The 18559-nt window shown below is 60.6% G+C and carries 20 protein-coding genes; 6 read left to right on the top strand and 14 right to left on the bottom strand.

Annotated elements, in window-relative coordinates:
• The first annotated feature begins 75 nt into the window (after positions 1-75).
• Entirely contained in the window at positions 76-555 is a 480-nt protein-coding gene (locus WGT02_RS21625) for a class I SAM-dependent methyltransferase (protein ID WP_024314379.1), read from the top strand.
• Here WGT02_RS21625 and WGT02_RS21620 read toward each other — a convergent pair whose 3' ends face one another.
• A complete protein-coding gene (locus WGT02_RS21620; RefSeq protein WP_024314378.1) occupies positions 556-1434 on the bottom strand; it encodes an FkbM family methyltransferase in 879 nt (292 codons plus the stop codon).
• Complete coding sequence (locus tag WGT02_RS21615; RefSeq protein WP_024314377.1) at positions 1431-3152, bottom strand: adenylate/guanylate cyclase domain-containing protein; 1722 nt, start codon at positions 3150-3152, stop codon at positions 1431-1433. The genes WGT02_RS21620 and WGT02_RS21615 overlap by 4 nt, the downstream gene beginning before the upstream one ends.
• Positions 3153-3344: 192 nt before the next feature.
• Here WGT02_RS21615 and WGT02_RS21610 point away from each other — a divergent pair, with 192 nt between their 5' ends.
• Complete coding sequence (locus WGT02_RS21610) at positions 3345-4433, top strand: glycosyltransferase family 4 protein (protein WP_208246753.1); 1089 nt, start codon at positions 3345-3347, stop codon at positions 4431-4433.
• The gene (locus tag WGT02_RS21605) at positions 4430-5179 is read left to right on the top strand and encodes a polysaccharide deacetylase family protein (RefSeq protein ID WP_024314375.1); all 750 of its coding nucleotides are present in this window, start codon (positions 4430-4432) and stop codon (positions 5177-5179) included. Before WGT02_RS21610 ends, WGT02_RS21605 begins: the two co-directional genes overlap by 4 nt.
• Here the strand turns inward: WGT02_RS21605 and WGT02_RS21600 are convergent.
• From WGT02_RS21600 to pcaD, 11 genes are all read right to left on the bottom strand, one after another.
• Entirely contained in the window at positions 5176-6006 is an 831-nt protein-coding gene (locus tag WGT02_RS21600; RefSeq protein ID WP_208246751.1) for an MBL fold metallo-hydrolase, read from the bottom strand. The genes WGT02_RS21605 and WGT02_RS21600 overlap by 4 nt on opposite strands.
• A gap of 360 nt (positions 6007-6366) precedes the next feature.
• A complete protein-coding gene (locus tag WGT02_RS21595) occupies positions 6367-7083 on the bottom strand; it encodes an ABC transporter ATP-binding protein (protein ID WP_208246749.1) in 717 nt (238 codons plus the stop codon).
• The gene (locus WGT02_RS21590) at positions 7064-7807 is read right to left on the bottom strand and encodes an ABC transporter ATP-binding protein (protein ID WP_208247887.1); all 744 of its coding nucleotides are present in this window, start codon (positions 7805-7807) and stop codon (positions 7064-7066) included. Before WGT02_RS21590 ends, WGT02_RS21595 begins: the two co-directional genes overlap by 20 nt.
• Positions 7762-8778, bottom strand: coding sequence for a branched-chain amino acid ABC transporter permease (locus WGT02_RS21585; protein ID WP_375679629.1), 1017 nt, complete (start codon positions 8776-8778; stop codon positions 7762-7764). The genes WGT02_RS21590 and WGT02_RS21585 overlap by 46 nt, the downstream gene beginning before the upstream one ends.
• A 2-nt stretch (positions 8779-8780) precedes the next feature.
• Complete coding sequence (locus WGT02_RS21580) at positions 8781-9644, bottom strand: branched-chain amino acid ABC transporter permease (protein WP_208246747.1); 864 nt, start codon at positions 9642-9644, stop codon at positions 8781-8783.
• A gap of 110 nt (positions 9645-9754) precedes the next feature.
• Positions 9755-10927, bottom strand: coding sequence for an ABC transporter substrate-binding protein (locus WGT02_RS21575; RefSeq protein ID WP_208246745.1), 1173 nt, complete (start codon positions 10925-10927; stop codon positions 9755-9757).
• A 126-nt stretch (positions 10928-11053) separates the two neighbouring features.
• On the bottom strand, positions 11054-12106 hold the full coding sequence (locus WGT02_RS21570; protein WP_208246743.1) for a 3-carboxy-cis,cis-muconate cycloisomerase: 1053 nt from the start codon (positions 12104-12106) through the stop codon (positions 11054-11056).
• A 75-nt stretch (positions 12107-12181) separates the two neighbouring features.
• Complete coding sequence (pcaG, locus tag WGT02_RS21565; protein WP_208246741.1) at positions 12182-12796, bottom strand: protocatechuate 3,4-dioxygenase subunit alpha; 615 nt, start codon at positions 12794-12796, stop codon at positions 12182-12184.
• Positions 12796-13545 (bottom strand): protocatechuate 3,4-dioxygenase subunit beta, encoded by a 750-nt coding sequence (gene pcaH, locus WGT02_RS21560; RefSeq protein WP_208246739.1) that lies wholly within the window; start codon positions 13543-13545, stop codon positions 12796-12798. Before pcaH ends, pcaG begins: the two co-directional genes overlap by 1 nt.
• A gap of 10 nt (positions 13546-13555) precedes the next feature.
• On the bottom strand, positions 13556-13957 hold the full coding sequence (pcaC, locus tag WGT02_RS21555; RefSeq protein WP_024314369.1) for a 4-carboxymuconolactone decarboxylase: 402 nt from the start codon (positions 13955-13957) through the stop codon (positions 13556-13558).
• Entirely contained in the window at positions 13954-14763 is an 810-nt protein-coding gene (gene pcaD, locus WGT02_RS21550; protein ID WP_024314368.1) for a 3-oxoadipate enol-lactonase, read from the bottom strand. The genes pcaC and pcaD overlap by 4 nt, the downstream gene beginning before the upstream one ends.
• Positions 14764-14907: 144 nt before the next feature.
• On the opposite strand from pcaD, the gene pcaQ reads away from it, so the two are divergent.
• From pcaQ to WGT02_RS21535, 3 genes are all read left to right on the top strand, one after another.
• Positions 14908-15831: a pca operon transcription factor PcaQ gene (gene pcaQ / locus WGT02_RS21545; RefSeq protein WP_024314367.1), complete on the top strand. Its 924-nt coding sequence runs from the start codon at positions 14908-14910 to the stop codon at positions 15829-15831.
• A 61-nt stretch (positions 15832-15892) separates the two neighbouring features.
• Positions 15893-16321: a lipocalin-like domain-containing protein gene (locus WGT02_RS21540; protein ID WP_024314366.1), complete on the top strand. Its 429-nt coding sequence runs from the start codon at positions 15893-15895 to the stop codon at positions 16319-16321.
• A 232-nt stretch (positions 16322-16553) separates the two neighbouring features.
• Positions 16554-18146 (top strand): adenylate/guanylate cyclase domain-containing protein, encoded by a 1593-nt coding sequence (locus WGT02_RS21535; protein ID WP_208246736.1) that lies wholly within the window; start codon positions 16554-16556, stop codon positions 18144-18146.
• A gap of 122 nt (positions 18147-18268) precedes the next feature.
• Here the strand turns inward: WGT02_RS21535 and WGT02_RS21530 are convergent, their stop codons facing one another.
• The gene (locus WGT02_RS21530; protein ID WP_225039569.1) at positions 18269-18553 is read right to left on the bottom strand and encodes a LexA family transcriptional regulator; all 285 of its coding nucleotides are present in this window, start codon (positions 18551-18553) and stop codon (positions 18269-18271) included.
• Between the last annotated feature and the right edge of the window lie 6 nt (positions 18554-18559).

The following is an 18559-nucleotide window of genomic DNA, read 5'->3' as shown; positions in this document are numbered from 1 at the left end:
TCTACGGCAATCGACTTCATACGGTTTCATGTGTTAGCACCGATGTCGAAAATTAGTGAATGGACAAGGACATAGATGAGCCGCCTGGACAGCTTTATCCGCCGCTTAACGGCTCAGCGCGACATATTGAATGCAATCGTCGCCCTCGTGAACGGCACCGAAGGTCCGGTTCTGGAATTTGGCCTCGGCAATGGCCGCACCTATGATCATCTGCGCGAGCATTTTCCGGATCGTCGCATCATTGCCTTCGATCGCGAGGTCCGCTCCTATTCGTCTTCGACGCCGCCGGCGGAGAACATGGTGACCGGCGATATCCGCAAATCCGGCCAGGCTTTCGTTGGTATCGGGGCAGCACTCGCGCATGCCGATATCGGCACCGGGCACGACGAGATCGACGCCATCACGCTGACGTGGCTGCCGCAACTCATGGTCGGTGTGCTTGCCAGGGATGGTATCGCGGTCAGCGGCCTGCCGCTGGAGCGCCCGGAACTCGAGCCACTGCCCTTGCCCGCCGGCGTCAAGGAAGGCCGCTACTTTCTCTATCGGCGGACGTGATCAGGCAAGAAAGAGCACGTCATACTGCTCGATGCTGCCCGGCAGGTCGATGACTTTCATCTCCTGCTCGTCCTCCTCGAAGAAGACCAGGCAATTCTCGTAGAAGGCGGAAAGCGTCTTGATGAACTCGCGTGTCTGTTCCGGACCGTAAAAAAGCGGCGTGAACTCCATGTAGAGCGGCACGCGGCGTGACAGGAGCGGCGTCATCGAGCGGCAGGCAATCGGTTCATAGCCCTCGATGTCCATCCAGACGAGGCCAATATCGGCAGGATCGATGCAAAGCTCGTCCAGGATCTGCATCACCGGCTTGACCGGGACGCTCGTCTTCCGGTCTGTGGCGCTCTTTCGAAACGCGCTGCTTTTTCCATGATTGTTGGCGTTCATGTAGAAGTCGATCTCGCCCGCTGTCGCCCCGGCGGCGCAGTGGACCAGCGTTACCATTCCCTCGAGCTTGTTCTGGCGGATATTGGTCTGCAACAGCGGGAAGTTGCGCGGGTCGGGCTCGACGCTGACGATGCGCGCATAGGCGCCGCTCAGCGCGAAGTAGACGGTCTGCGTGCCGATGTTGCCGCCGATCTCCAGAAGACAGCCATGTTTGTGCATCAAGCCGCGCTCGCGCAGCACGGTGATCAAACGGTCGACATGCTCGCGCTCAAAGTGTCCCTTTCGAAAAACCTTGCGCCCGATGTAGTCCGACGGCGAAAAGGTCATCAGGTGATCGCCCGCATCGACCGTCATTGCAACGACGCGTGGCCCGAGATTTTCGATCAGCAACCGCCGCCCGGTGCGGGTATTGAAGAACCTTTTGGCAATTGCATTGCGCGCCCTACGCAGGCGCTTCTTCCAGAATTTGGCCCTGAACCAGTCGCGGCTCGTCATGCATCTTTTCCTTCGACCAGTTCGGCGGCTTTGTCACTCGGAATGACATAGACTTTCAAGGGCAGGGCGCGACCGCGCACACTGATTTCACGGCTTTCCACACCGGCCGTATCCGCTCCGGAAAGGTTTGCGACCGTTTCGGAAATGACGATGGCCGCATCGAATTCCTTGGCCGCAGTCTCCAGCCGGCTTGCCACATTCACCGTATCGCCGATTGCGGTGAGGCTGCGCACCCGGCCATAGCCGAGCGTTCCGACGACGGCCGGGCCCGTATGAATGCCGATGGCGATGTGAAGCGGCATGGAAAGTTCGTCCGAAAGTTCGGCGCCGAGCTTTTCGATGTCGCGCACGATGGCCGCCGCCGCGGCAAGCGCCTGGCGACACGCCTCTTGCGGCGAGCTACCGATGCCGAAGAGTGCCATGGCGCCGTCCCCGATGAACTTGTCTATGCGCCCGCCGGACTTCTCTACGGCGTTGCCGACCAACGCAAAATAGCGGTTGAGCAGAAACACGATGTCGAAGGGCAGGCGCGTTTCCGTCAATGAGGTGAAATGGCGGATGTCGCAGAACAGAACGGTGATCTCGCGCTCGCGTCCAGGGCTCGTCTCCTGGGTGTTTGGCGGCAATGTCGTTTCCGTCGCCGCAATGAGCAGCGGCGCGACTGTCACGTCGTGCGTCGGTCGCAGTTGGCAGGCAAGCCGTACGTCGGCGGCGGCTTTGATCCGTTTGAGCGTCGATTGCTCCAGCTTGTCAGGCGGCGGCAGGTCGTCAAACCGGCTCAGAATCTGGACCCGGCAGGTCGAGCATTGCCCCTTTCCGCCGCAGACAGAATAGTGCGGCAGGCCGCCGAGCCGGCTTGCCTCGAGAACGGTAAAGCCACGCGGCACGCTGATGGCCTCACCGCCCGGATAGCGCACCGTGACTTGATTGACCCGCTCGCGCCAACGTCGCCAGGAGCGGGCACCGACGACGATCAGCAGCGCGCCGGAAAAGGACCCGTAAAGTCCCGCACGGACCATGGCGAGTTGACGCTGCGCTTCCGGGTCCGAGTAGTGGCGGGTGTTGAGATTGTCGCGGTAGCGATCGGTGTTGACCATTCCCTCATAAGCGGGTTCTGCGATCGTCCGGCCCATTTCGATGAAGCCGAGGATGGCAAGAACGGGCAGCAGGATCGCAACGGCAAGGAAAAGGGCGGCGATGCTGCCATACCAGGGCCTATAGCGCAGCCAAAAATGCAGACCGATGCAGCCGTGGATCCAGACGGCGAGCAGTGCGGCGACCTGGCGCCATCCGCTCGCCGGCGCCGTGATCCACAAGAGACGAACGATTGTCTCGTAGTCGTCCCGGTAGTGGAAGAGCGTATGGGCGATGCGGGTGCCGATGACATGGTCCATCAACAGCAAGGGGATGGAGATCCCAAGCACGATCTGAGCCATCTCGCCGGCCGGCATCACTAGGCTGCGACGCATATAGACAGCGCGCAGAACCAGCGTGATGTGAACGAGGACGGCCCCGTAAAACACCGTCGTTCCCAAAGGGTTGCGCCAGACCGCCAGAAAAAGCCTTCGCCCATCGTCGGCGGCCGAGACGGAAATAAGACCCAGCGCATGGTTGGACAGATGCAGCAGCACGAAGAAAAACATAACGAGCCCGGAGCCGAGCCGAGCTCGTCTGATCGAGCGCTCTGAAAAAATACTGGTGGCAGCGATCGTCGCCATTCATTCCCGTTCTTGAATATCAAATGACAAATGCAATAGAGATGACGGAATTGAGGTGGAATTGCCGCCACTGCGATTGCGATCGCCTTTCACATGTTATCAGCAAAACTCAAGGAAGCTGACAATAGCGGAATTTCTCGTGGCAAGCCCAGACATCGATTGTAAACAGTGTGTGTCGGCGGAGGTAGGACAATGCGGGTTGCGTTCTTCGCACCGTTGAAATCGCCGGACCACCCTGTTCCGTCCGGCGACCGTCTGATGGCGCGCCTGCTCATGCGGGCCCTGGAGCTTGCCGGGCATTCCGTCGAGATCGTCTCGGCATTCCGCAGCTTTGCCGCGACGCCCGAAGAGGCGACCCGGCGACTGTCAGCCGCACACGTGGAACTGCAGCGCCTGCGCAACGACTGGTCCAGTCAGCAGCGGCTAGATCTGTGGTTCTGCTACCATCCATACTACAAATCGCCCGATCCCTTCGGACCGACACTGTGCCGGGAATTCGCCATTCCCTACGTCACAGCCGAGGCATCCTATTCGGCCAAGCGAGATGCAAGCGAATGGGCGCCGCTGCAGCGGCTGGTGGTGGATGGCGCCCGCGACGCCGCCGTCAACATCGTTTTGACGGAGCGTGACAGGGCGGGTCTGATTAAGGCCCTGCCGACAGGTTCATTCGCCGCGCTTAAGCCTTTCATCGACACTGCGCTTTTCGAGACCGCCTTGCCTCAGGCTAAGCCACAACGCCTGATCGCCGTCGCGATGATGCGCGGCGGCGACAAGATGCAGAGCTACACGATGCTCGCCGAGGCGCTGGGGCTCCTTCGGGATCGTCCCTGGACACTGGCAATCGCCGGGGATGGGCCGATGCGGGCCGACGTGGAGCGGTTGCTTGGCGTGTTCGAACCGGATCGCATCGAATGGCTCAAAGAGCTGAGCGCCGGCGAGATCGCTGATGAGCTCAGCCACTCCGGCATCTATGTGTGGCCGGGTTGCGGAGAAGCCTACGGACTTGCTTACCTGGAGGCCCAGGCGGCGGGGTTGCCGGTGGTCGCCCAGAGGACCGCTGGCGTTCCGGAGGTGGTTATCGACGGCATCACCGGCGATCTGACACCCCAGGCAGATGTGCCGGCCTTCGCAGCGGCAATCGCGGCTTTGCTTGACGATCCCGTCAGGCGCTCGACAATGGGGACACGTGCGCGTCACTTCGTTCTGAAAGAGCGCTCTCTCAAGGTCGCGGCGACAGCGCTCGACACCATTTTGCGGACTTACGTGAGACAAGAAGCATGACCGACGATCAGATCTGGACCCCACTGCGACAGGAGCTGGACCGCTGGCGGGCAGCAGGTTGCCAGGCACGATTTTGGTTGCGCGACGACGATGCCACCGAGCCGACTGACGCACTCGAAACACTGCTGGAGGTCACTCGCCGGGCTTGCCTCCCGCTAACAATTGCGGTCATTCCGGCCTCTACCGGAGAAGCCCTGGCGACACGTCTGTCTGGAGAAGGCCACATCCTTGTGGCCGTGCACGGCTGGTCGCATGCAAACCATGCCGGCCCAGACGAAAAGAAACAGGAACTCGGCCGCCACCGGTCGGCCGACGTCGTGCTCGGGCAATTGCACGATGGACTTGTCGCCCTTCAAGGCCTTTACGGCCCAAGGCTGGTCCCGATGCTGGTGCCGCCCTGGAACAGAATAAGCGAGGCACTGGTCCCCCAACTTGGCGCGCGGGACTTCAAAGCTCTGTCGATATTCGGCAGGGCTGAGGCCGGCGGTCCGATCCGCCTGTTGAACACGCATGTCGACGTTGTCAACAGCCGCAAACAGCGCGGGAACCGGCCGCATGGCGATCTGGTCGCAGACCTGGTCGCGCAATTGCAGGCTCGCTTTGCAAAGGACGATGAGCCGGTCGGCATACTCACCCACCATCTGGTGCATGGCGCGTCGGAATGGGAGTTCCTGACCCGTCTCTTCCAAGAGACCGGGCATCATCCGGGCGCCGCCTGGATGTCGGCGCGCGATCTGCTTGGCTAGATTTCGAGGACCTGATTGTCCCTTGCGGCGAAAGCTCCTCGGAACGAAGCCTGTGCCTCCTGTTCCATCCGCTCCAGCTGGGTATCTGTTCGCGAGGGTGCATGGTGGAACAGGGCAAACTGCTTGGTGCCGGCCATCTTGGCGAGTTCGACACCATGCTGCCATGTGGAATGGCCGAAGCCCTTGAAGCGCTGCATCTCGTCTTCGTTGTAGGTGCAGTCGTAAACGGCAAGATCGACGTCTTTCATCATCTCCAGCGCAACCGGATCATAGACGCCGGGAATATGCTCGATGTCGTAGATCAGCGCCACGGAGCGTCCCTTCCATTCCACACGGTACCCGATCGCCCCGCCGGGGTGGTTCAGCATGAAGGTCTTGATCTTGATGCCGGGCCGTGGCTCCAGCGTCTGACCCGCATGAAAGTCGCGAAAGCTCATCGTCGCCTGGCAGATGTCGGTTTTGACAGGGAACCATGGCGGGCTGATGAACTGCTCGATCATCTCGCGGGTGCTCATCTTTCCGTCAAGATGGCCGGACCAGATCGTCAGGTCGATGGTGGGATAGTAAATCGCCTTGAAGAACGGCAGGCCGATGATGTGGTCGTAGTGACAGTGACTGAAAAACAGGTCGACATTCCGGACGTCCTCATTCAGCATGGCAAGCCCGGCTTCGCGTACGCCTGATCCGGCGTCGAAGATCATCCGGTGTTCACCGCAGCGAATTTCGATGCACGAGGTGTTGCCGCCGTAGCGATCGAATTCGGGGCCCGAGACCGGGATGCTGCCGCGAACGCCCCAAAACTTTACCTGAAACAGATCTTTACTCATCGCGTCTTCAAAATGGGCCGACCCCACAACTCCATCGTAATCATACTTTGATGAACAAGCGAAGCGCTGATTTCCATAGGCTGCCCTGTATCCTTCATACCGTTTCTACCAGCTGCCAGCAGAATGGTAGATATTCCTAAGCAATCGGTTTTCACGTCAGAACGCAACTGCTTATGGTTTGTTTTTGGTGAACGGAGGATGACGCCTGGCAAGACAAAAGCGGCATGTTCCGCATTTCTTGTCTATTAAATGGTTTCTCAACTGCGCGAATACAATTGTCGGCTCCTGCGTCGATAGTATGAGAACGCCAGGCGCGGGCAGGACGCTTCTGTTGGAACCGCAACGCGACCTGGTCGCGAGTTAGTGCAAACCGCCCACGCCCAGCAGACGCTCGACGGCATCCTGGTCGTCGGACAGCGTCTTCGGCGTGCCAGCCCAGGCAAGCCGCCCGCGCTCAAGCACGATCACATGATCGGCAAAGTCGAGCGCGCTTTGGATGCGCTGCTCCACAAGAAGAATGGTCATATCACCGGTCTTTGCAAGTTCGGCGAAGGCCGCCATCAGTTCCTCGCAAATGACGGGCGCCAGCCCCTCGAGTGGCTCGTCCAGCAGAAGTACCGACGGGCGGCCGAGGATCGTGCGCGCCGTGGACAGCATCTGCTGTTCGCCGCCCGAAAGCCGGTTGCCGAGGTTTCGGCGTCGCTCCTTCAAACGCGGAAACATGTCGTAGGCTTCTTCCAGGGCGGTCTTGGCGCGGCCTTTCAGGCCGACGAAGAGGTTTTCCTCCACTGTCAATGTAGGGAAGACGCAGCGCGCCTGCGGCACATAGCCCAATCCCTTGTGAGCGCGTGCAGCACTTGGCATCGCCGTCACATCGGCCGTGCCGATGCGTATCGTGCCATCATAGCGTTTGGTCTGTCCGGCGAGCGTGGCGAGCAGCGTGGTCTTGCCCATGCCGTTGCGGCCGAGCACGGCAAGGCGCGCACCGGCGGGAACAGAGAAGGAAACGCCGTCCAGAACGCGTGTCGGCCCATAGCCGGCAGATAGGTTTTCGACCTCAAGCGGCGTGGCTGGCATTGGCATAGCTCCCGAGATAGGCCTCGCGAACGCGGGCATCCTTGGTGACATCAACAGGCGATCCGTCGAAGATGATCGCTCCTGCAGCAAGAACGACGACGCGCTTGGCGAAGCGGAAGACAAGATCCATGTCGTGCTCGATCATCAGGACGGCGAGGTCGGCGGGCAGGTCGGCAAGCGCCTGCTCGATGCGTCCGGTATCGCTCTGGGGAACACCGGCGGCCGGCTCATCAAGCAATAGTACCTTTGGCCGCAAGGCCATGGCAACGGCAATCTCCAGGAGACGTTGCTGGCCATAGGCGATCTCGTTCACCCTGCGGTGCATCAGATGGGCGATGCCAAGCGTGCCGAGCAGATCGCTCACCTCGTCCATCACATCGGGCATGGCGAGAAAATGTCCGAACATGCGGCCCGTGCGTCCCTGACGCTGGAGGATGGCAAGCGCCACATGCTCGGCCGGCGTCATCTCGAGGAAGAGCCGGGTAACCTGGAAGGATCGCACCAATCCGCGCTTGACGCGGCCGTTGGCTCTGACCTTGGTGACTGTTTCGCCAGCAAGACGAACATCGCCGGAATCGGGCTGTAAGTTGCCGGTCACGAGATTGACGAACGTAGTCTTGCCGGCACCGTTCGGTCCGATCAGCGCCACGCGGTCGCCTGGTGCCATCGACACGGCACTCATTGTTCGGCCTTCCGTTTGCGGGCCAAAAAGGCCGCCGTGGATCCGTAGAGCCCCTTCGGGGCAAAAAGAACAACGGTGATCAACAGCGCGCCGACCATCGTCAGCCAGTGGAATGGGTTTGCAGCCGAGACGTAATCCTCAAAGAGCATGAAGATCACGGTCCCGGAAAGCGCGCCGAACAGCGAGCCTGTGCCGCCAAGCACGAGCATGACCAGCGACTCCGCCGAAAGCGTGAAGGACAGGCTGTCGAGGCCCACGACCTGTGTGGTGACGGCGTTCAGCGCCCCTCCGATGCCGGCGACCGCGCCTGAGATTACATACATCTTCATCAGGGCGACCTTCGGTGACGCGCCCATGGCGCGGATGCGCACATCATCCTCCTTGATGCCGCGACACAGCATGCCGAATGGAGAGCGGACAAGCAGGCGCAGGACCACGAAGACGATCAGCAGCAGGACAATCGCAAAGACATAGGCGGTGTGGCCGTAGAGATCGAATTCGAAGTAGCCGAAGATCGGATCAGCGGAGATGCCCGAAAGCCCGTCGCTGCCGCCCGTCCAGCTCGACGCCTTGTTGGCGAACTCGTGGAACAGGTTGATGAGTGCGATCGACAGCACGAGCTGCGGCAGACCTTGGCCGCGCAGGATGACGGCGCCGCTGACCAGCCCGGCGACAGCGCCTCCGGCGATGCCGGCAAGCGTCATCAGTAGCGGGTCATTGATGCCGTAATGGGCCGAGAGGATGCCGGCCGCATAGGCGCCCGAGCCGAAGAGGGCTGCATGGCCGAGTGTCGCGACGCCGCAATAGCCAGTGACGAGATCGAGTGACAGGACAAGCAGAGCAACGGCAACGATGCGGGTGAGCAGCGCGAGATTGTCCGGAAACAACAGGTAGCCGATGACAGCAACGACTGTAATGGCGGCGACGCCTGCGACATCACGCCCCAGGGAGCGTGAGCGGCGGGGGCGGTCGGAGGTGGAAACTGCTGCTTCGGTGTTCATGACAACAGCCATTTTCATTTCGTCCGTCCTGCAAGACCGCGCGGGAAGATGCAGATGATGGCAATGACGGCGAGGTAGAAGAAGAATTCGCCAAATTCCGGCATGAGATAGCGACCGGTGGTGTCAATTGCGCCGAGCACGAGACAGGCAATCAGTGCTCCTGGGATCGACCCGGCGCCGCCGACCGAAACCACCACGAGGAAAGTCACCATGTAGCGCAGCGCATAATAGGGTTCGACAGGCAGCAGCTCTGCGCCGACCACGCCGCCGAAGGCGGCAAGCCCGACGGCAACGGCAAAACTCAATGCATAGATGATTTCGGTGCGTACGCCGAGCGCTGCCGCCATTGCGGCATTGTCGACCGAGGCGCGCAACTTCACGCCGAAACTCGTCCTTTCGATCGCGTACCAGAGCCCGCCGGCGACGGCGAGCCCGCACAGGATCGCAAAGAGGCGATGCACGGGGATGGTGCGGAAGCCAAGGTCGGCGGAGCCTTGAAGTCCTCCCGGCAGCGGGATCGTCTTCAGGGTCGGACCGAACACGTAATTGGCAATGCCGATAATGCAGAAAGTAATGCCGATCGTCATCAGCACCTGTGTCAATTCAGGCGCCCCATAGATGCGTCGATAGAGGAAGCGTTCGATAGGGGCCGCGATGATCACCGTGCCGACGACCGCCGCTATGACCGCAACGCCATAGCCGAGCCCGAGGTCGCGTGCGGCATAGGAGGCAATATAGCCGCCGATCATGGCGAAGGCGCCGTGCGCGAGATTGACGACGCGCATCAGTCCCATCGTTACCGAGAGGCCGATCGAGATGACGAACAGCACCATGCCATAGGCAAGCGCATCGACGGCTATGCTGAAGACTGTTTGCATGAGGCTATCCCGATGCTGTTGGAGCGGGCCGGCATTTCGAGACTTCTGGCGCGCTTGCGTCGCGCTAGAAGCATTTCTGGTCCGCTGCCGGTATCACAAGAGACAGGCTGTCATTTCGCCGCGGCAAGGCCAGGGTCACCCTGCTTTTCGAACGTGTGGACTTCCTTGTTGTAGTAGGTGCCGTCATCGGCCTTGACGACCTCGCGCAGGTAGATGTTCTGCGTGATGTGGCGGCTTTCCGGATCAATCGAGACGGGGCCACGCGGGCTGACCCAGGAAAGCCCCTTGACGGCCTCGACGGCCTTGGCCGCATCCTGCTTGCCGCCGGTCGCCTCGATCATCTTGTAGATGACATTCATGCCGTCATAGGCGCCGACGGCGGGGAAGGACAATTCCGCCCTGTTGCCGATTGCCTTGGCGGCAGCTTCGACGAACGCCTTGTTCTCGGGCGAGTCGTGCGAGACGGCATAATGGAAAGTCGTCTGGATTCCGAGGGCAGCATCGCCAAGCGCGGGAAGATCGGACTCTTGCGTCAGGTCGCCCGGCGCGAAGAACTTGATGCCGGCATCCTTGAGGCCATTTTCGTTGTAGGCCTTGACGAAGCCGAGGGTGGTCGGACCGGACGGCAGGAAGGCGAAGACCCCTTGCGCACCGGAATCCTTGATGCGCTGCATGATCGGGCTGAAGTCGTTGGTCGACAGCGGCATGCGGATTGCCTCGATCACCTGCCCGCCTTCCTTCTCGAACGCCGCCTTAAAGGCATTCTCGGCATCGACACCGGGGCCGTAGTCGCTGACGACAGAGATCACCTTGGCGACGCCGGCATCATGGGCAACCTTGGCGATCGGGGTGGAGGTCTGCCAGGTCGTGAAGGAGGTGCGCACCACCAGCGGGCTCTTTGTGACAATCGCCGATGTGGCGGCGTTCATGATGACGAGCGGCGTATTCGCCTGCTTGAGGATCGGCGTCACAGCCATGGCGTCAGGCGTGAAATAGAAGCCGGCGAGATACTGCACCTTTTCCTTGACGACCAGTTCCTGCGCCAACGCCTTGGATTGCGCCGGATCGGCGGCGGGAAGGTCGCGATAGATCACCTCCACGGTATTGTCGCCGATCTTGTTGCCGTTGATCGTCATGTAAGCGTCGATGCCGGCCTTGAAGTTCTTGCCCTGCAGGGCGAATGGACCCGAGAACGGCCCGACGACACCGACCTTTATGGTATCGGCATAGGCCGCTGTGCTCATGACGATTGCCGCAACGGCGGCCAGGACAAACCGTTTCATAAATCCTCCCGTTGACGATGGCGCACTCCTACGCCGGATTAGCCCAGAGCTAAAACTTTGGCGATAGTGTCTCATTCAAAACGGTAATGTAAAATGAAATAAAAGGCGAAACTCATAGTTCAGGGGTTATGATTTTGCGGCGCCAATTCGCCGTATATTGCCCGTCAGCTCGAATGCCAGACGCAGCGAAGCGGCCGTCGCCATAACCATTTGCGGTAGAATGAGCCATTCCAGCGTCCAGGCCGCACCGGAGCGCTCCTGCTCGTGCACGAGCGACTGATGAATACCGGAAAGCTGGGTTGCGTTGAAACGCGCAAGGGCAACCAGAGTTTCGGCCGCGACTGGGTTCTGCTTGTGGGACATGGCGGACGAACCACCGCCACCGGCAAGCCCGATCTCATCGCCGGCCTGCGCCAGAAGCGCAATATCCTGGCCAAACTTGCCAAGACTTCCGCTGATGAGGGAAAGCAGACTGGCGAGATCTGCTATTAACCCGCGCTGGCTTTGCCACTGCGGCTCGTCGCCAAGCCCGAGCTCCTGAGCAAGAGCGGCCCGTATGGACGGCGCCTTGTCCTTCAGCGTCTCAAGCGTTCCGGCGGCGCCGCCGAACTGCACAAGAAACCGCTGTTCGGTCAGCCTGTCGCGATAGCCCTCGAGCGGCGCGCGCCAGGCCCGGAGACGATCGGACACGGTGATGGCAATGGCCGCCTGCATGCGTGTGCGCCCCATCAGGCGGGCCTTGCCAAACCTCGCGTCGAGGTCGTCGAATGCTTGTGCGATCTTTGAAAGGCGGTTCGAAAACAGGAACGCGACCGCCTTCAGCCGAACCATCAGGCTGGTGTCGATGACATCCTGGCTGGTGGCGCCGAGGTGAACACAATCCGAAAACGGGCTGCCCACGGCTTTGCGAAGCTGTTTGACGAGATCGGCAACGACAACGCCATCGCAGGCCGTGGCGGCTCTGAGCTGGGAAAGATCCGGTTCAAATGTGGCGCAAACGACACCGATCCGGCGAGCCGCATCAGGCGAAATCAGACCATGGACCGCCTCGGCCTTGGCGAGGGCGGCCTCAAAAGCAAGCATGGCGCGAATATCCGCATCAGCAGAGAAATACGACGCCGTTTCGCCATCGCCGAGCAGGCCGCAGAGGAAGGGGTGATCGAAAGGTGAGATGGTCATCGGCGTCTTTCTTGCAGGGACCGATAACTGCGCCGGGAATCGTCGCGTTTACTAGGTCCCGCACCAGCTTGCGGGTCAGATATCCAGGAACACCGTCTCCCTGTCTCCCTGGAGCCGGATGTCGAAGGTGTAGGTCGATCCTTCACGCGTGGCGATCAGCGTATCGACGCGCTCTTTCTGCTCGATGCGCATGAGGAGCGGATCTGTCTTGTTTGCCTCGGTCTCTTCGGGGAAATACATGCGCGTATGCAGGCCGATGTTGATGCCGCGCGCGACGATCCAGAAAGTGATGTGCGGCGCCATCTTGCGGCCGTCCTTGAAAGGGACGCGGCCGGGCTTGATCGTGTCGAAAACGAAGACGCCGTCGTCGGCGCGTGTCGCACAACGTCCCCAGCCGGAGAAGTTCGGATCGGCCGTACCACGCATGTCAGAGGGGCTATCGTAGAGGCCGGCGCTGTCTGCCTGCCAGATTTCGATAACTGCATCGCGTACCAACGCGCCGGCACCATCAAAGACGCGGCCGCTGACGCTGATGCGCTCGCCAAGCGTTTTGTCGTTGACCATCACCGTGCCAAGGTCGGCCTCGTAGACGCCGTTGATATCGCACACGTTCGGGGTCAGACCAATATGGACATAGGGACCCGCCGTCTGCGAAGGCGTTTCCTTCAGGTAGCCGAGTTGCTGTACCATCAGTTCCCCTCCGGCCGGTTTTCGAACATCGTCGAGCGGCGACCGCGCAGCACGATGTCGAATTTATAGGCGCGTGCATCCATTGGAATTGTGTTGCCCCAGTCGAGCGGCGCAATCAATTGCTCGATGGCGCGCTTGTCGGGGATCGTGCCGACGATTGGACACTTCCAGATCATCGGATCCCCCTCGAAATACATTTGTGTGATCAGGCGCTGGGCAAAGCCGTGGCCGAAGATCGAGAAGTGGATATGGGCCGGTCGCCAGTCATTGACACCGTTCGGCCAGGGATAGGCGCCCGGACGAACGGTACGGAACGCATATTGACCGTCTTCATCGGTGATGGAGCGCCCACAGCCGCCGAAGTTCGGATCGATTGCGGCAAGATAGGTTTCCTTCTTGTGGCGGTAGCGGCCGCCGGCATTGGCCTGCCAGAATTCAACAAGCGCACCGGGCACCGCCCGGCCGCGTTCGTCAAGCACGCGGCCATGAACCACGATGCGCTCGCCGATGGCGCTCTCGCCTGGCTTGGCGAAGTTGTGGATCAGGTCATTGTCGAGTTCGCCGATCATCGAATGGCCAAAGACAGGACCGGTGATCTCCGAGATCGTGCCGTCGAGCGAAAGCAGGGCGCGCTGCGGCGAGCGCAGGACCGACGTCTTGTAGCCGGGGGTGAAGGCGGGCGCGTGCCATGCTCGGTCACGTGCAAAGAAGGCGCCGGTTTCGGGCATGCGGTTAGGGAGGTCGGACATCCTATGCCTTTCAGGCCGCCTTGCCGGCGTCCATCTGTTCGAAAACATGCTTGGCGATCTTGATGGCGTGATTGGCGGCGGGAACGCCGGCATAAATCGCCACATGCAGCAGCGCTTCGCAGATGTCGTCACGAGAGGCGCCGGTGTTGGCGGTGGCGCGAACGTGCATCGCCACCTCGTCGTCCTGGCCGAGCGCGGCTAAGACAGCGATGGTCACGATCGATCGCTCGCGGCGCGTTAGCGTCGGACGCGACCAGACGTGTCCCCAGGCGGCTTCCGTGATCAGGTCTTGAAACGGCTTGTCGAACGGCGTCGAGCTTGCCACGGCGCGGTCGACATGGGCGTCGCCGAGCACGGCACGGCGCGTGGCCATCCCTTGCTCAAAGCGCTCCGATGACGGGAGTTCACTCATGGGTTGTTTTCTCCATGCAATGCGGGTCCGATGAATGCCCTGATGATTGCGGTCAGCACGTCCGGCTGCTCCACGCAAGGGATATGGCCGGCGTCGCGGATAATCTCGAAGGAGGCATTGGGAATGAGCTTGGCGGTCGACTTCACGAGGTCAGGCGGCGTGGAGCCATCCTGGTCTCCGACAATGCAGATCGTCGGAACACTGATCTTGGCAGCCGCCTCCGTATAGTCGGCATCGCGGATCGCCTCGCAGGTGGCGAGATAACCTTCCACCGGCTGGCGCACGAGCATATTGCGATAGCCGTGATAGGCCGTGTTCTCCGGTCGCCGGAAGGCCGGCGTGAACCAGAGCTCCATGACGCCATCGACGATACTGCCGATCCCCTTGCTGGCGACGGTGGCAATCCGGGCATTCCAGCTCTCGGCCGTGCCGATCTTGTGGGCGGTGTCGCACAGGATCAGCCCTTGCACCATGTCTGGACGCGCCCTATAGAGCGCCTGCGCGATCAGCCCGCCCACGGAAAGCCCGCACATGAAAGCCCGCTTCACCGCCAGAAGATCGAGCAGACCGGCAAGGTCTGAGGCATGGTCCTCGATCGAATAGGGGACCTGGCCGACATCGGAAAGCCCGTGGCCGCGCTTGTCGTAGACAACGATCGCATAGTCCCCGGCCAGCCGGACGATGACGTCACGCCAGATGCGGAAGTCCGTCCCGAGTGAGTTGGCAAAGACGATGACTGGCTTGTCGGGGGGACCTCCAATCAGCTGATAGTGGATCGCAATGTCGTTGATGCGGGCAAATTGCACGGCCAATCTCCTCTCCGCGCACATCCAACACGTCGCGGTCGACTGATGAAAGATCCTGCGCAGACCCAGGTTCAAATTGAATGTTTAATCTGGTTAGGTAAAATGATATTTCGTGGCATTTCGATAACTCGGGAGTTATGAAACGTGGTCGACAGTCGCGTAAAGTTTCGTCATCTGCAGACGTTTGTCGAGGTCGCGCGTCAGAAAAGCGTGATGAAGGCTGCCGAACTGCTCAATGTCAGCCAGCCGGCGGTGACAAAGACGATCCGCGAGCTGGAAGACGTGCTGGGCGTCGCGGTCTTCGAGCGCGATGGACGCGGCATCAAGATCACCCGCTATGGCGACGTCTTTCTCCGCCACGCGGGGGCGGCACTGACGGCGCTGCGCCAGGGGCTCGACTCGGTCTCGCAGGAGCGTTTCGGCGAGGCGCCGCCGATCCGAATCGGCGCACTGCCAACGGTGTCGACCCGCATCATGCCACGCGCCATGGAACTCTTCCTCAAGGAGAACACCTGGAGCCGCATCAAGATCGTCACGGGGGAGAACGCAGTGCTTTTGGAGCAGTTGCGGGTCGGGGATCTCGATCTCGTTGTGGGGCGCCTTGCTGGCGCGGAGAAGATGGCAGGCTTCTCCTTTGAACATCTCTATTCCGAGCAGGTCGTCTTTGCGGTTCGTGCCGACCACCCCTTGCTCAAGAGCAAGCAATCGCTCTTTGCCAGCCTCGGCGAATACACCGTCCTGATGCCCACCCGGGCTTCGATCATCCGGCCGTTTGTGGAAAGCTTCCTGATCGCCAACGGCGTCGCCAGCCTGCCAAACCAGATCGAAACAGTTTCGGACTCCTTTGGCCGCGCCTTTGTGCGCACCAGTAACGCCATCTGGATCATTTCCACGGGCGTCGTCGCCACCGACATCGCCGACGGCCTGTTGAAGGTCCTGCCAATCGACACGAGCGAGACGAAGGGACCGGTCGGCCTGACGATGCGGACGGATGCCATCCCCTCGCTGCCGCTATCGATCCTCATGCAGACGTTGCGGGAAGCGGCTGCAGACGTGGCAAAGCCATAGCCTGTTCCATGTGCTGGCCCCATGATATGCTCCGCGAATGCAACGGCGCATGGGGGAGCCTATGGGAAGTGCAGCCGCTTTACATGGAACTTGGCGAATGGTGTCGTGGAAACGCAAGATGGTTTCGTCCGGCGCCGTTTCCGACGCGATGGGCCCGGATCCCGTTGGTTTCCTATCCTATCAACCGGACGGTAGAATGATGGCATTGGTCGTCAGCAGCGAACGGCCAAGAGCCAACGGCAAAATGCCGACAGATTCAGAAAAAGTCGCGCTCTTCGATAGCATGCTCGCCTATGCCGGCAGCTACACGTTCGATAACGGCCGCGTTATCCACCATGTCGATGCCAGCTGGAATCCGGCCTGGGGCGTCAGCGACCTGATCAGGCCATTCTCCATCGACGGCAAGCGGTTGGTCATCAGCGGCGCGCCGGGCGTGGATCCGACGACCGGCGACGAAGTCATATACGAGCTCGAGTTCCGGAAGATCTGAGAGGGCGGGCGGGCATCCCTCTATGCCTCCAACTTTGGCCGGCAGCGAGCAGTTGACGGCATGGATGGACGCGTGCTCCTCCTTCCGAAATGGCAATCTGCGAAGAGGACCCAGTTTCCAAGATGATTGGCAGGATTTTCGACCCAAGCCACTGCATGAACAAACGGGTGGCGACGCCGCTTGCGCAAACCGACTTCGCGCGAACGCGGGTTGATATTCGTCGGAGCCTGCCGTGACCCGTAAGACCGATCGTGGCCGGGCCGCACGAAACACCGGATATTTCATCAGCCTATTGATCCTGGCTTTGCTGGCGGGCTTGCCGATTGCCGTTTGGATGGACGTCAGCACGCTCTCGCAAAGCTCCGTGAAACGTCAGGCGGAGGATATGAGCTCGCTGATCACCAGCATCCGCTCCTACTATGCCAGCAACGTCGTCGGCCGCATTCTTGCAGCACATGCGGCCGGTAGCGACATCGCAACGGTCGTGACACACGATTATGCCAACATACCCGGCGCGATTCCGATCCCGGCAACGCTCTCGCTCGAACTGGGTGATGTCATCCGGCAGCAGCAAGCCAATATTACTTATCGTTTCCTTTCCGATCTGCCGTTCAAGCGGCGCGCGCCGCATCCGCTCGATGCTTTTGAAACGAATGCTCTGGCTGCGCTGCGTGCCGATCCCAAGCAGACGCCGACCAAGATCAACCGCAGCGGCTTTACGAATACATTTCGACTTGTGACGCCGGTCATCATGGCTGAGGCATGTGTCGCCTGCCACAACGCCCATCCGGAGAGCCCGAAGACGGACTGGAAAGTCGGCGATGTGCGCGGCATTCAGGAAGTGATCATCAAGCAACCCTTTGCCCACACCGTATTCGCCTTCAAATACCTGCTGCTCTATTTCTTGTTTATGGCAGGGCTTGGTATCGGCTTCATCGTTTTCCAGCAGCGCCAGACCGCCCTCATTCAGGGCGTCAACCGCGAACTGGAATCGGCCAACGAGTTTCTGGCAAGCATCTCCATGAAGATCTCGCGCTATCTGTCTCCTCAGGTCTACAAGAGCATTTTCAGCGGCCAGAGGGATGTCGTTGTACAGACCGAGCGCAAGCGACTGGCTATCTTCTTTTCAGACATCAAGGATTTCACCGCCACCACCGAGCGGCTGCAGCCGGAAGCGCTGACGCAAATGCTGAACGAATACCTGACCGAGATGTCTGCCATTGCACTCAAGCATGGCGGCACGCTCGATAAGTTCATTGGCGACGCGGTATTGGTATTCTTCGGCGATCCGGAAACGAATGGCGCTGTCGAAGACGCAAAAGCCTGCCTGCGGATGGCCGTCGATATGCAACGCCGCCTTGGCGAACTGAAGGAGAAATGGCGTCTCGACGGCACGGAGGAACCGTTCATGGTGCGAATGGGGATCAACTCAGGCTATTGCAATGTCGGCAATTTCGGCAGCAGCGATCGCATGGATTACACGATCATCGGCGCCGAAGCCAATCTGGCCGCGCGCCTGCAATCCATTGCCGAGGGTGGGAAGATCGTCATCAGCTACGAAACCTACGCACTCGTGAAGGACATCGTCGATGCGACGCCCCTGCCGCCGATCACCATGAAGGGCATTCACCGCCAGGTGGTGCCTTATGCCGTCAACGGACTGTTGGGCGCCGATCAAAATCTGCGCGTGCTGAGTGAGCACTTTGCGGGCCTCGACCTTCATCTCGATGTGGCGCAACTTGACCCGGATGAGCGCGCACGCGTGCGCGCTGCGCTCGCCGAAGCAATGGCTGCGATCGATGCCCAGGCGCCAAGCGCCTCTTGATGCCTTGCCAGAGCGGGCGAGCAGCGGTGGGGACGCATCAACCACCGCCGCTCTCCATGCGCCCTTCCGTGGATGGCGGAAGGGGAGCTAGTACCGCGCCACAGAGATTATGACGGGTTGGGTTATCGTAGAATGGGCAAGTCTTCTGGTGGGATGAGAAGTTGGATGCTGCGTGCTGCGCCTGGCACGCGGGATATAAATCCTGCCTTCTCGAGGGTCAGCACCATCTGGTGAACAGACGGAGCCGTAACGGCGAAGTGGCGACGCATGTCGGCTTCGGCCGGAGGCTGTTTGAAGATGCGGCTGTAGGCGTAGATGAAGGCCAGGTACTGGCCTTGGACTTGCGTAAGGCCATGTCTTGCCGTTGCGGCTTGCGGGTCAAGTGAGGGACTCATTTTCGGATTCATCTGCGT

The sequence above is a fragment of the Rhizobium sp. T1470 genome (genome assembly GCF_042140505.1).
Lineage (GTDB): Bacteria > Pseudomonadota > Alphaproteobacteria > Rhizobiales > Rhizobiaceae > Rhizobium > Rhizobium favelukesii.
The sequence above is the reverse complement of the archived record's forward strand: the minus strand, read 5'-3'. Positions and strand labels throughout refer to the sequence as shown.